At 51.2% G+C, this 13697-nt stretch carries 14 protein-coding genes; 6 read left to right on the forward strand and 8 right to left on the reverse strand.

Annotated features, from left to right (window positions below):
- Positions 1 to 99: 99 nt before the first annotated feature.
- The 6 genes from pyk to JOE45_RS09320 form a co-directional block, all read right to left on the reverse strand.
- Positions 100 to 1857: a pyruvate kinase gene (gene pyk, locus JOE45_RS09295; RefSeq protein ID WP_210020464.1), complete on the reverse strand. Its 1758-nt coding sequence runs from the start codon at positions 1855 to 1857 to the stop codon at positions 100 to 102.
- The gene (locus tag JOE45_RS09300; protein ID WP_210020463.1) at positions 1850 to 2830 is read right to left on the reverse strand and encodes an acetyl-CoA carboxylase carboxyltransferase subunit alpha; all 981 of its coding nucleotides are present in this window, start codon (positions 2828 to 2830) and stop codon (positions 1850 to 1852) included. The genes pyk and JOE45_RS09300 overlap by 8 nt, the downstream gene beginning before the upstream one ends.
- Positions 2820 to 3746: an acetyl-CoA carboxylase, carboxyltransferase subunit beta gene (accD, locus tag JOE45_RS09305; protein ID WP_210020462.1), complete on the reverse strand. Its 927-nt coding sequence runs from the start codon at positions 3744 to 3746 to the stop codon at positions 2820 to 2822. Before accD ends, JOE45_RS09300 begins: the two co-directional genes overlap by 11 nt.
- 61 nt (positions 3747 to 3807) lie before the next feature.
- The gene (locus tag JOE45_RS09310) at positions 3808 to 3999 is read right to left on the reverse strand and encodes a glutamate decarboxylase (RefSeq protein WP_210020461.1); all 192 of its coding nucleotides are present in this window, start codon (positions 3997 to 3999) and stop codon (positions 3808 to 3810) included.
- A gap of 269 nt (positions 4000 to 4268) precedes the next feature.
- The gene (locus JOE45_RS09315; protein WP_210020460.1) at positions 4269 to 4763 is read right to left on the reverse strand and encodes a phosphatidylglycerophosphatase A family protein; all 495 of its coding nucleotides are present in this window, start codon (positions 4761 to 4763) and stop codon (positions 4269 to 4271) included.
- Between the two features lie 104 nt (positions 4764 to 4867).
- Positions 4868 to 8443 (reverse strand): DNA polymerase III subunit alpha, encoded by a 3576-nt coding sequence (locus tag JOE45_RS09320; protein WP_210020459.1) that lies wholly within the window; start codon positions 8441 to 8443, stop codon positions 4868 to 4870.
- 196 nt (positions 8444 to 8639) lie between these two features.
- Between JOE45_RS09320 and JOE45_RS09325 the strand changes: the two genes are divergently transcribed.
- The 4 genes from JOE45_RS09325 (at position 8640) to JOE45_RS09340 (ending at position 10355) form a co-directional block, all read left to right on the forward strand.
- The gene (locus tag JOE45_RS09325) at positions 8640 to 8972 is read left to right on the forward strand and encodes a YtrH family sporulation protein (RefSeq protein WP_210023351.1); all 333 of its coding nucleotides are present in this window, start codon (positions 8640 to 8642) and stop codon (positions 8970 to 8972) included.
- On the forward strand, positions 8969 to 9478 hold the full coding sequence (locus tag JOE45_RS09330; protein ID WP_348632513.1) for a sporulation membrane protein YtrI: 510 nt from the start codon (positions 8969 to 8971) through the stop codon (positions 9476 to 9478). The genes JOE45_RS09325 and JOE45_RS09330 overlap by 4 nt, the downstream gene beginning before the upstream one ends.
- A gap of 104 nt (positions 9479 to 9582) precedes the next feature.
- Positions 9583 to 9870, forward strand: a complete 288-nt coding sequence (locus JOE45_RS09335) for a YtpI family protein (RefSeq protein WP_210020457.1) — start codon at positions 9583 to 9585, stop codon at positions 9868 to 9870.
- Between the two features lie 143 nt (positions 9871 to 10013).
- Positions 10014 to 10355, forward strand: coding sequence for a hypothetical protein (locus tag JOE45_RS09340; RefSeq protein ID WP_210020456.1), 342 nt, complete (start codon positions 10014 to 10016; stop codon positions 10353 to 10355).
- 99 nt (positions 10356 to 10454) lie between these two features.
- Here JOE45_RS09340 and JOE45_RS09345 read toward each other — a convergent pair whose 3' ends face one another.
- On the reverse strand, positions 10455 to 10733 hold the full coding sequence (locus JOE45_RS09345; protein ID WP_210020455.1) for a hypothetical protein: 279 nt from the start codon (positions 10731 to 10733) through the stop codon (positions 10455 to 10457).
- A gap of 75 nt (positions 10734 to 10808) precedes the next feature.
- Positions 10809 to 11912, reverse strand: coding sequence for an acyltransferase (locus JOE45_RS09350; RefSeq protein WP_348632514.1), 1104 nt, complete (start codon positions 11910 to 11912; stop codon positions 10809 to 10811).
- Between the two features lie 193 nt (positions 11913 to 12105).
- Between JOE45_RS09350 and JOE45_RS09355 the strand changes: the two genes are divergently transcribed.
- Together JOE45_RS09355 and JOE45_RS09360 are read left to right on the forward strand one after the other, a co-directional pair.
- Positions 12106 to 12879, forward strand: a complete 774-nt coding sequence (locus tag JOE45_RS09355; RefSeq protein WP_210020454.1) for a DeoR/GlpR family DNA-binding transcription regulator — start codon at positions 12106 to 12108, stop codon at positions 12877 to 12879.
- Complete coding sequence (locus JOE45_RS09360) at positions 12876 to 13691, forward strand: HAD family hydrolase (RefSeq protein WP_210020453.1); 816 nt, start codon at positions 12876 to 12878, stop codon at positions 13689 to 13691. The genes JOE45_RS09355 and JOE45_RS09360 overlap by 4 nt, the downstream gene beginning before the upstream one ends.
- Positions 13692 to 13697: the final 6 nt, after the last annotated feature.

Below are 13697 nucleotides of genomic sequence, written 5' to 3' on the forward strand. Positions count from 1 at the left end.
TCGGTTAGGCACAAGGATGTCCATGATGAAAAACGGGAAGTGAAAAAAGAGCGTCCCCGTAAGCAGGTCCGCTCTTTTTGTATGCCCGGGGTCAATCTCTTACAATACCCGAGCCCGTCCGGAGTAGATGACGCCCACTTCAGGGTAGATGGAGACTTCCGCATCGTCCTTCAGGATGTTCAGCGCATTCACTACGCCAACGATGACTGGCTTGCCGAGGCTGATGCCTACCACTGCAGCGTGAGACGTAATTCCTCCGGTTTCCGTGATGACAGCTGCTGCCTTCTGGAATGCAGGCATATACTCTTTATCGGTCGTAGGAGTGACCAAGATACAGCCCTCTGTCGCTTTGGCGAGCGCTTCTTCCGGGCTTCTCGCAGTAACGACTTTACCGGTAGCGATTTGGGTGCCGATCCCTTGTCCTTTAGCTATCATTTCTCCGATTTGATGCACTTTGATGAGATTCGTTGTTCCGGAGCGACCTACAGGTACACCCGCTGTGATGATAACGAGGTCTCCAAGGCTAACCAATCCCGTTTTGACGCTGGAGTCAACCGCATGCTCGAACAATTGGTCCGTGGAGGAGCAAGATTCACCCTTGACCGGTACAACGCCCCATACGAGAGACAAGCGGCGCAATACCCGTTCATCTGGCGTAACCGCGATAATCGGTGCTTTTGGGCGGTATTTGGAAACCATTCTTGCCGTATAGCCGCTTTCGGTAGCCGTCAAAATCGCCTTTGCATCCAGCTCCAAAGCGGAGTTAGCAACGGATTGGCTGATCGCTTCCGTTACGGTTGTTTGCTGCGCCTTGCTTTGGCGGACGAGAATTTCACGGTGTTCCATAGCTTGCTCTGCGCGCTCAGCAATACGTGCCATAGTCTGCACGGACTCAATAGGATATTTCCCTGCAGCCGTTTCTCCAGACAGCATTACAGCATCCGATCCGTCGAAAATGGCGTTGGCCACGTCACTTGCTTCCGCACGGGTTGGACGCGGATTGCGCTGCATCGAATCCAGCATCATCGTTGCCGTGATGACCGGCTTGCCCACTTGATTACATTTTTTGATCATTGCTTTTTGAACGATCGGTACATCCTCTGCCGGAATTTCCACACCGAGGTCGCCGCGTGCTACCATCAATCCGTCGGATACTTCCAGAATCTCGTCGAGGTTGTCTACGCCTTCTTGATTTTCGATTTTGGAGATGATTTGAATTTGGGCTGCGTTGTAGCGCTCCAAAATTTCACGAATTTCGATCACATCGCTCGCTTTACGTACGAAAGAAGCAGCGATAAAATCGACTCCCTGCTGAATACCGAATATTATATCGTTCGCATCTTTTTCTGTGATCCCTGGCAAATTGATTTTCACGCCCGGTACGTTCACGCCTTTCTTTCCGCCAAGCAATCCACCGTTCTTAATCCGGCACACAATATCGGTGCCGCGAATATCTTCAACGCTCAACCCGATTAAGCCGTCATCGATCAGGATAGTGGATCCGATTCTTACATCTTTGTACAGATCCCTATATGTAATGGATACCCGTTCAGCATCTCCGAGTACTTCTTCTGTAGTAAGGGTAATAAGGTTATCTTGAATAAGCTCGACCTTCTGATCGTCCTTTAGCTTGCCAGTGCGAATCTCCGGTCCTTTCGTATCAAGCAGAATTGCAATGCTTTTTCCCATCTCTTGAGAAGCTTGGCGAACGGTCTTGATCCGGTTGCCGTGCTCTTCAAAGTCGCCATGGGAGAAGTTAAGGCGTGCGACGTTCATTCCAGCATCGATCAGCTTCTTGAACATGTCCAGCGATTCGCTGACCGGTCCGATGGTACAAACAATTTTGGTTTTACGCATGGTAGTGGTTACCCTCCTGAATGGTTGTGAACCGACCGATTTCTCTAAATTTTCTATAGCGGTCTTCAGTTAACTCTTTCTCTGTCATTTCCATCAATTCCTGCAAATGCACCCACAAAATTTGTTTGATGGACTCAGCTTGCATGACAACGTCCCGATGGGCCCCGCCCTTCGGTTCCGGGATGATGGCGTCAATCACGCCGAGCTTCAGTATCTCATCCGCCGTGATCTTCATAGCCTCTGCCGCTTCCATCGATTTCGATGCATCTTTATATAGTATCGAGGCCGCGCCCTCAGGACTAATCACAGAGTAAATCGAATTCTCGAGCATAAACACACGGTTGCCCACGCCAAGCGCAAGCGCCCCTCCGCTGCCGCCTTCACCGATAACAACGCATAAAATCGGCACTCGCATCGATGCCATCTCGAGCAGGTTGCGGGCGATCGCTTCCCCTTGGTTTCGTTCTTCCGCCGCATTTCCAGGATAAGCTCCTTTGGTGTCGATCAAAGTGATGATCGGGCGTCTGAATTTATCGGCTTGCTTCATGAGACGCAGCGCCTTACGGAATCCTTCAGGGTGAGGGCTGCCGAAGTGGCGGGCAATATTGTCTTTCGTATCCTTCCCCTTCTGGTGTCCAACGACCGTCACGGGAATACCGTTAAGCCTGCCGATGCCACCAACAATGGCAAGATCATCTCCGTACACACGGTCTCCATGGAGTTCAATAAAATCCGTGAATAAGTGTTGAATGTAATCGAGCGTCGTTGGACGCTGCGGATGGCGGGCCACCTGCATTTTTTGCTTTGTGGTCATGCCGGCATACAGCTCCGCCTCCAACTGGTGGTAACGCTGCTCCAAACGGGCAATTTCGTCCGAGAAATCGATTTGCTTGTCCACTCCGAATTTTCGCAGCTCGTCGATTTTCGCGCGAAGCTCGACAAGCGGCATTTCAAAAGGCAATTCAGTTGCCACTGGCCGTCTCCTCCTTTACGGTATGCATGCTGAGCAGCTTGGTCAGCGTATTCCGCATTTCTTTGCGATGTCCCACCAAATCAACTTGTCCATGCTTCAGGTTAAATTCCGCTGTCTGAAAGTTATCCGGAAGCTTCTGGCGGATTGTTTGCTCGATCACCCGGCGTCCTGTAAAACCAAAAGCTGCTCCCGGCTCGGCAATAATATAGTCGCCCAGGGTGGCAAAGCTCGCCGACACTCCTCCGAAGGTCGGGTCCGTGATAACAGAGACGTACAGTCCTCCCTGCTCGTTCAGTTTGGCCAGAGCCGCGCTCGTTTTGGCCATCTGCATCAAGCTGAGAATGCTCTCCTGCATCCGCGCTCCGCCCGATGTTGAAAAAATAATGATCGGCCGCTCTTTGGCGATCGCCTGCTCAATAGCCTTGGTCACTTTTTCCCCTACAACTGATCCGAGCGAGCCTCCCATAAAATCAAAGCTCATTACCGCTACAACCACAGAATATCCTCCAATGGTTCCTTCGCCGGTAATCACCGCATCCTGCATTCCCGTAGCTTCAACAGCTTTGTTATATTTATTCACGTAATCGGGAAAGCCGAGCGGATCTTCAGAGCCCATTTCACTATCGTATTCCGTAAACTCTCCATCATCCATCGTCATCTGGATGCGCTCAACCGCATTGAGCTTATAATGATAATCGCACGCGGTGCAAACCTTCAGGTTCTTGTCCAGCTCTTTGTTATACTGGATCGTCCCGCATCTCGGGCATTTGTTCACTAGACCTTCCGGAATTTCGCGCTTCGGACGTTCCTCAGGAACGTCGATCGCCCCATCCACGGGTGGATTAGGAGCTCGCCTGTCCGTTGACGGAACAGTAGCATATTTTCTTTTCTTCTGAAACAAATCTTTGAATTGCACGACTACACCTCACTTGCGAATGATGGACTTGTCCGTGTCCGTGCCCAAACGGTACTTGTAATTATGATCTATGCAAAATGGAGTTTAGCACCTCTTGAACCTCTTCCAATTCGCCTTCGGGAACTAAAATCTCAAATTGATTTTTTGTCATGTTGATAGCGCGCACCTGTACAAGAAAGCCCTCTTCCGTCAGCCTTTGCTTGATTCTTTCAGCGATTTTGGCGGTCGGAGCGATATAGATTACCGTCCACATGAAAAAAAAGACCTCCCCAAGGTTAAAACGGCAGCGCTGTCCTATAAGTTTGCACAAGCAAAATCTTATTCATAAGGGTAAGCTGAGGACGCGAGCGTTTGTCAAAGTGATTCAGTGACTTTGGATAGAGCCTTGACGGTCCACGTTCTGAATCACGGACATAATGAAATAATGATATCATAAGTGCTCTTTTACCCGCAACAGGGCCTTAACGCTAGTGGGGAGGCCTATCTTCTAATAAATCAGCGGCTTTTCGCCATAATATGACTTCATTCATCCGGCGCATGGCTATCCAGTTCATCCTGGTGCTTATGGGCGATGCGGGCTGAAGCGGCCGCCGCAAGTCCCGCGACAAGATCGTCCAGAAACACGTGAATGCCTGTCTTATGATCATTCAAGTCCCGAATAATACCGATTTTTTGCTTGTCCAGAAAACCGAAGCTGGTCAGACCGATCATCCCGTACACATGAACGATTCCGAGCGCAAGCGTTTCGTCCACGCCATACAGGGAGGCATCCATTTCCATTAGGCCCTGCAGCGGCTCCGGAAGCAGTTTTTTCTCCGCCAATTCATCAAGCGCAATACCGGTGTAAAGCACATATTGCACTTCCCTTTTGGTCAGAACGGTCAGAACGCTTTCGATACAGGCTTCCATGGAAAGCGCCGGATTATAGGGATGCTGCAGCTTGTACACGATATCGGCAATACTTTCGACGGTCACGCCCCGCTTCTCCAAATATTCGACAATTGATTGATGCGGCATAATAACAACGCCTCCTCGAGTTCCATTCAGATCCGCCATGATGCGGCCGGCTGTAAATCGCCGATGCTGTACGGGTTACTAAATGTATGCGAAGGAGGCTGGAATTATTTCACTTTTACACATTCTTTACCGAGCAGTTCTTCAATCCGGTGGAACAGGTCCGGGGATGGCTTTACCTTGTACTTGTCGCTTAATCCCAGCATCTTTTGGTTTTTTTCGTAATAAAGCACAACAGACAGCGGCCCAATATGCTGCGCAATAAGCCTTTTTAACTCGGAGAGCACAGCCGGCTGCTCATGCTGCGGGGAGATCCGAATGTAAACCCGCTGGGTTGAATGGGCCGGCACCACCGCCGCTGCCAACTTCGGCGTTGCAGCCGGTTGCCGGGCCGATGAAGTAGTTCTTTGCCCTCCTCTTGATGGCTGACCTCCTGCCGCCCCAGCAACGGGCTTGACTGCCTTCTGCTCCAGGTTCGGATCGTCCAGTGCCAAGAGCTGGTCGGCAAGAAGCTTGTAGTCCTCGTCGCCGAGCTGCAGCTTGGCCATGACCAGCACCGGCTTTCCCTTCTGCACGAGCGGAGCGTATTTCTTCCACACTTCGGGGAAGAGTACGACCTCAGTCTTGCCTACCCGATCTTCCAACTCCATAAACGCCATCGGCTGTCCTTTCTTGGTAACGATCGTTTTGCTTGCCGTGACAAGCCCAGCTACCATCACATCGCTACCGTCGGGGTATTCATGCAGTGAGGACAGCGGATCTATCACCAACTTATGCAGCCTGGACTCGAAATCGTCAAGCGGACTGCCTGAGATATAAAGACCGGTCAGCTCCCGCTCCAGCTCAAGCTGCTCCGTCATCGTGAATGGAGAAATATCCGGATACTCGACCTCCCAGTTCACCTCTTCCGTAAAGCCGAAGCCCTCCAGCACAAGCTGCAAATCTTCGCGATCCTTGCGCCATTTGACCGCCGCATCGAGAGCTTCCTCCAACATGGCGAGCTTCTGGGCGCGGTGTCCCGGCAGCGAATCTAGCGCGCCCCCTTGGATCAGCGATTCCATCACGCGTTTGTTGCAAACACGCAGGTCTACTCTGCGGCAGAAGTCAATCAAACTTTGGTAGGCACCCGTTCCTCGTTTTTCCATAATCGATTCAATGGCGTGCGTACCGACGTTTTTGATAGCCGCGAGTCCAAAACGAATCGCAGGGCCTTCCTGAGCCTCGACCGGAGTAAACAGGAAGCCGCTCTCGTTCACATCGGGCGGCAGTACCGCAATGCCCATCCGGCGGCACTCGTCCGCGTATTCCGCCACCTTATGGTGGCTGCCCATCACCGCCGTAAGCATCGAGGCCATGAACTGCACCGGGTAATGCGCCTTCAGATAGGCCGTCTGAAACGCCAAAACACCGTAAGCCGTCGCATGGGCGCGCGGAAAGCCATAGTCGGCGAAACGGACGATCATGTCATAAACCCGGTTCGCCTCGGCTTCGCTGTAACCTTGGCCCAAGCTTCCCTGAACGAAGTGGGACCGCTCCTCGTCCAACACCTCGCGCTTCTTCTTACTGACTGCTCGACGCAGCAAATCCGCTTCTCCCAGGCTAAAACCGGCCATCAGTGAGGCGATCTGCATGATTTGTTCCTGGTAAACGATGATTCCATAGGTATCCCGGAGAATCGGTTCCAGCGCTTCATGCGGGTATTCCACCTGCAGCTGTCCGTGCTTACCCCCGATGTACTTCGGAATAAACTCCATCGGACCTGGCCGGTACAACGCAAGCACCGAGATGATATCTTCGAAATCCGACGGCCTCAGCTCTTTTAGCACGCGCCGCACCCCCGGCGATTCAAGCTGAAATATGCCCGTCGTGTCCCCACGGCCAAGCAGCTCGTAGGTATCCGGATCATCCATGGGCACTTGTGTCCAATCCGGCGCCGCTCCGGTCTGCTCACGAATCCACTCCAGCGTTCTCTCAATAATGGATAACGTACGCAGTCCCAGAAAATCCATCTTAAGCAGTCCGATCGCTTCCAGATGCTCCATCGGGTACTGCGTCAACGCCGTCTGCTCGTTTCCCTCCTGCAAAGGAACGTACTGTGTCAGGGGCTCGCGTGAAATGATGACACCCGCAGCGTGTGTAGATGCATGCCTCGGCATGCCCTCTACCTTCATGGCAAGCGCCAGCAGCTCTGCCGTCTTCGGCTGCCGGTCGGCTAACGCCTTCAGCTCGGGACTGACTCGCAGCGCTTCCTCCAGCGTCATCCCGAGCTGATTCGGAATGAGCTTCGCGGCGCGGTCCACTTCGTTATACGGCACATTAAGCGCCCGTCCCACGTCCCGCACGGCCGCTTTGGCGGCCATCGTACCGAACGTAATGATCTGGGCAACCCGATCCCGGCCGTACTTGTGAACAACATAGTCAATTACTTCATCGCGTCTCAGATCGCTGAAATCAATATCGATATCAGGCATCGACACCCGCTCCGGATTAAGAAACCGTTCAAAAAGTAGATTGTAGCGGATAGGGTCGACATCCGTGATATTTAGCGTGTAGGCGACCAGACTGCCTGCGGATGAGCCGCGACCAGGACCGGTTGCAATGCCCTGCTCATGAGCAAAACAGATGAAATCCCACACGATCAGAAAATAATCGGAATATCCCATCCGCTCGATGACGCCGAGCTCATATTGCAGCCTCTGCTCCACCTCGTTCCTCCACGTCGCATCCTGCCATTCCTTAAGCGCCGAGTATCGTCTTAGAAGTCCTTTCCCGCAAAGCTCGGCCAGATAGGCGGCAGCTGTTAAGCCTTCGGGTATCGGATTGAATTGAGGAAGGATGGACCGCCCAAATTCCAGCTCCAGTTGACACCGCTCGGCAACAGCCGCCGTGTTTACAATTGCCTCCGGGACGTGGACGAACATCCGTGCCATCTCATCGGCACTCTTGAGATACAGCTGTGTCGAATGGAAGCGGAGACGCTCCTCATCCTCCACGGTTTTGCCGGTGCCGATGCAAAGCAAAATATCTTGAACCGCATGATCCGGCTCCCGCACGTAATGCACGTCATTTGTGGCAATCAGCGGAATTCCGGTCTCGCGGCCAAGCTTAATCATCTCCTGCATCACTTTCTTTTGCTCCGGAAGCCCGTGGTCCTGCAGCTCCAGAAAAAAGTCGTCTCCGAATATGGCTTGATACCTCAGCGCCGCAGCCTTCGCTTCTTCATAGCGTCCGTGGAGCAAATGCTGGGACACCTCGCCACCAAGGCAGGAGCTCGTGCACACAAGCCCCTCCGAGTAACGTTCCAAGTGTTCCAAATCGATTCTGGGCTTATAGTGATAGCCTTCAATATGAGCGATGGAGCTGAGCTTCATCAGGTTTTGATAGCCGGTCTGATTTTTGGCGAGCAGGATTAAGTGATAGATAGGCTGTTCCTGTCGGGTTCCCTTGGTCCGTAAAGAGCCTGCCGTAAAATACATTTCACAGCCGATAATCGGCTTGATGCTCCGTTCTTTGCATGCGCGATAAAATGGAATGGCGCCGTACATCACTCCATGGTCCGTGAGCGCCAGCGCCTTCATCCCAAGCTTGGCTGCTTGATCAACCAGATCGTGGATGCGCGCGGCACCGTCAAGCAAGCTGTATTCGCTGTGGACATGCAAATGGACAAAGTCTATATCGCCCATCCGGGCCGCCCCCTATACTTACTGAATCCCTCAAAAAAATTCTTGTACCTATTTTAGCATAATTACGAACAAGTGTGCCATATATTTAGAGAAGGAAGCGTGGAAGGGCTTGGTCCGGCCGGCTACTTACGGCGGACAACCCCTCCCAAGCATAGTTGGCCGTAAGCGAACTAAAGAACGGGAAAGGGTGGAAGCTGTGGCGGTGTTTTTATCTAAATGTTTGTTGGATTTTTTCGTGGCATTCGGAGTAGTATTTGGGGGGACCATGCTGGCGGGAATAAGCGCCGTCATCACACTGGAGCCTCCCGTATACAAAATGATGAGTGTGTCGGAGCAAATCAAAATATGGGCCATGGTCGCGGCCATCGGCGGAACGATTGATCCGATCCGGGCGATCGAAACCCACTTTCATGACGGGCATATCTCTCCTGCGATTCAACAAATCATGTACATCGTGTGCGCATTCGTCGGAGCTCACATGGGAACGACACTCATTCAATGGATTTGCAAGGGAGGGAGCAGCGGGTGAAGGTTCCCTCTCCCGAGACGACGGGAAATTATTTGCGTGCGGCAGGGCTTCTGATCGCAGGCATGATCATCGGAGCCGCGATTTTCCTAAGCATATATAATCAACGCCTGAATATGGTGATCGTACAGAACAGAGAACTCTCCTCAGAAAACATTAGACTGGAGGGAGAAGTCGAAGATTTGAAAAAAAACAAAAATCAACAAAATACGATCAACCTGCTGAATATTTATGTTGAATCGGACGATGATTCCCCTTTGGATAAATTAACAGAAAGCGAACTGAAGCGGCGGATTCACGGAGAGCTCAAAAAAATTATCGTCGGTCGAAAAATATCAGATTTTGCCGCGATGCCGGATGTCTACGAAGAAATTCTTCAAGAAAAGCCATATTTGGGCGTCTTGGATAAGGATTACATCGTTCAATCGGTCAAATGGATCGTCTTGACGCAAACCGAGCTTAAGGTTTGGGTCACAGTCAAAGAGTGGAGGCGGATTCCGATGTCATGATCTTCTGGGACAATCGGCGTATAACCGGTTGATTTTATTGGCGGAAATCAGTAAAGTGGTTACTAAAGAATGTAACCTGCCGACAAGGATGTGCCTTTCCTATCATGATTGCGAATATTCAGTTAACGCTCAGTACACTCATTATCATCGCTCTTGGGTTTTCCATTTTTTACAGCTTCCGCTTCCGCAGAGAGACTGACCACAAGCGCAGGGGCCAGTACTCCTCCAAGATGAATATCGCCATGGGTCTTATGCTGATCATTATTGCCGTCACTCAGTTGTTCTTCTTCGAGGATTCTATAATCAGAAGAATTTTTGGTACGGTATGCTTGCTTTTGGGATTATTTAATTTCTATGTGGGCCTCCGCAATTACAACCACTTCAGCCGATAATACCGATATAAACCGTCCGGAACGCTCGGGCGGTTTTTGCTTTATGCAGGGATGCCTGCAATATTTTTATACTTATTTAGCCCTTCACCTGCATAGGATGGAAGATGGAAGTAGCTTGCATCCCTTAGGAGGTGTCCGATACCATGCAGAAAGCTCCCCATGCAGGGCAGCAGCAGCCAATCTACGAATTGGAAGCGAACGCCTTGGAAATGCTGAGCAAGTGCAAAGAGAAAATCCATCATGTGTGCTCCCAGCACATGCACAAGCCCGTGAGCGTACAAACCGTTCACGGCCAATCCCACGATGGGATCATCGTGCATATCGACAGCTACTACATATACCTTCAAATGCTGCCAGGCCACAGCCGAGCTTTACTGCCAGGTCCTTCCCCTTATCCTTACTACCCGCCTTACAACCCGTATTACAGCAACGTCATATTACCGCTGGCACTATTCGATCTGCTTGCGATCGCTCTGCTCATTTAAGCAAGGTACGGCATCAACCCAGCTGGCCTCGCGGAAAAAAGCTCTTTTCCACCTCACAACGAGGATGGGAAAGAGCTTCTTTTTTGGGGATACACTCCATTATTTTCTAACCTGCAGCAGCTTCCGTCTGCCCTGCAGTGCCTGCTCCATCTTCCAACGTTTCATACGCTTCACCTTCAGAAGCTCCCGCTTCGTTTCTTCCTCTACGCCAAGCAGCTGGTGCAAATGCGCCGCCACCACAAGCAGCGCGAAGGCAATCCAGCCGACCCCGAATGCCGATTCGAGCGACCAATCAAACCCGGCATTTAGCTTCGGTACAGCGTAAATCAGCATACCGAGCGTCAGCCCCATAAACACGATATTTTTGATTCCTTTCATGTAATGCAAGCCCTCCTCCCTATCAACCGACTTGTACAATCCATTGTATGAAGGATGAAGCCAAAATAGCACAACTTATGCTCCTTTCGGAGACTGTTTCGCCTTTGGACGTCGCAGAATCCGAGCGGCCCGACCGTAGACGTAAGCCAGCACCCAAGGAACCACCAGACTCAGAGCCAATGCCGTAAACGTATATAGATGGTACTCATGAATCGCACCGCCATCATTCGGAACATGCGTGCGATAATAGGTCAACACCGCCGGATGAATCAAATAAATGCCGAAGGATGCCGCACCTAGCGCCATGAGCGCCCGTGCCGCAGGCATTGCGAAGTGCAAGAGCAGCTGCCCCAACCGGATCAAGCTCATTCCGGCGAAGGCCGCGTATACGAAGAAGAGCACATGATACCAAGCTCCGTCGAGAAAAATGCTCATCCGACTCTCCAGTAAGAACAGCCCCAAAAAGCTGCAGCCTATTAAGATGGTGGCTGGCAGCACCCATACAAAATGTTTCTTAAGCCAGGCGGCAAACGTCTCATAGTGCAGTCCGAACCAGCCGCCCAAGGTGAACATGCTGAAATAATTGACGCAAAGCGACGGCATGTGACTGATCGGCTCCACCCAATGGTTATATGAGTAGAAGGCCCCTTGAATCACTAGACCAATCCATATGAGGCTTCTCCTGAACCAGGTAAACCGGCAGAGCCACATCATCAGCGGAAACAGTAAATAAAACTGGACGATAATAACCATAAAATACAAATGATAAGAAGCCTCAGCCCAAGGCAGCAAACCTGCGAAACTCGACCAATCCATATGCAAGTTCGCCCTGTCAAAAATCCATTGGTTATACAAATAATAGAACAAAGACCAGAGCACATAGGGAAACAAGACGTGCTTCACACGTTTGACGTAAAATTGAACCACCTGTGAGCCGCCAAAGCCCCCACCTTGATATTTGTAAAAGAGCACAATTCCGCTCATGATAATAAACACCGGAACGGCAAAATTGCTCAGCTTGTTCAACGCCAAATACATCGCCTGCGAGCCGCTCCCAATCGGGAGCTCCACGGTTGCGTCCGACGTGGAATGAATAATGAGCACCGCCAGAATGGCAACGGCCCGGACAACGTCCAGCTCAAGCAGCTTCGGTTTTGATTTCGGTTTTGCGGTAGCCACGATCGTTTATTCCTTCCTTTGTAAGTAATCACTCAACACATCTCATGCCATTGTAACATATTCGGAATAGGGAACGAATCTATTCTTTAATCGTACTTAGGATATAAATACTTATAATTACTTATAAACACTTGCACGCTTTAAGTGATATCACTTATAATTTGCTTAAAATAAGGAATGAAAGGAGCGGAGCATGTATCAGGAAGAGCGGTTAATCGCCATTTTGGAGTATATTCGGCAGCATCAGCGTATCTCCGTCGAGGATATCTGCGAGCTGTTTCAGGTATCGAGAGATACAGCACGCAGGGATATCGTCAAGCTGGAGGAGCAGGGCCAGATTCTTCGTACCCGCGGGGGCGCGATCTGGCGGGGGCTCAATAAAGATGTCTCCGGCTATGGAGACCGGCTTCAGGAGGAGCCCGCGGTAAAAAGGGCAATTGGACGTCTCGCCGCCTCTTTAGTGCAAACAGGCGACTATTTGTTCATGGACGCCTCCACCACGGTGATGAATGCGGCGGCCGAGCTGCGCACAGACGGGCACGTGGTCGTGACCAATTCTATCGACATCGCGGGAATTTTATCCCAAAAGCCGGGCATTACCGTGCATTTGCTGGGGGGCGTTGTAGATTCTCGTCACCGATTTATTTATGGCGCACGAACATTGGAAATGCTGCGTGATTATCAAGCCGACAAGCTGATCATCGGCACTAGCGGCATTACGCCCGATGGGCTGACGAACCCTTTCGAAGAAGAAGGGTATGTGATGAAAGAAATGATGAAAAGAAGCGATCAAGTCATCGTGCTCGCAGACCATACCAAATTCGGTCTTCGTCAATTTTACCGTGTAGCGGGCCTTGAGAGCATCGACATTCTGATCACCGATCGCGAGCCGGAATATGCGATGAAAGAAGCTCTGCTCCGTCACGATATCAATATCATGATTACCAAAGGAGAGAATGAACCATGATCCGATTGATTGTCAGCGATTTGGACGGCACACTGCTGCATAAGCATAAGGCGATTCGTCCCGAAGATAGGCAGGCTCTACATGAAGCTAAAGCTGAAGGGATCACCGTCGCATTCGCTTCCGGTAGAATGCGCCCGGAGATCATCAGTGTCATGAAGGATCTGGGTATTGCCGGTCATGCGATCTCCCAGAACGGTGCCTACGTGCATACGTCGGACGGAAATCTGATTCACCAAAGCGCATTTGAACGCGAGCTGATCGCAGATCTTGCGCAGGCCGCTTCCGGCACTCCCTTTGTAACCATGATCGCCGCTCCCGACAGCTATGTCGTAGAGCGCTGGAGCGAGCGGGTAGAACAGCTGCGCAGCCGCCTGTTTGCACCGCTTGTGGAAATGAAGGACCTCCAGCATAAACTAGGCCGGGACCTAGTTTGCGGCAAAATTTCCTATATGGGCGAGGTCGACGAGCTACTGCAGTTCCAGAAGGTCTTGAAAACAAAGTACGGAGAAGCGATCGATGCCTATATCTCGGACGTTGATTGCATGGATGTTATGCCTCGGCACACCTCCAAAGGTACCGGGCTGCTTTCCCTTCTAGAACATTTAGGAATGGATCGTGAGGAAGCCGCCTGCTTCGGAGATTCGTTTAACGATTTGTCCATGTTTGCCGTCACGCCGCACAGCTTCGCTATGGCTGCGAGCCATCCGGATGTCCAAGCCAAAGCGGCACATACCATACAGAATGTAGCAGAAGCCTTGGAATGGATCCGCTCACGCAATGCCGCTCTGCACGGACATCCGAATGACAATTAAATGAAA

Source organism: Paenibacillus sp. PvR098 (assembly GCF_017833255.1).
Classification (GTDB): domain Bacteria; phylum Bacillota; class Bacilli; order Paenibacillales; family NBRC-103111; genus Paenibacillus_G.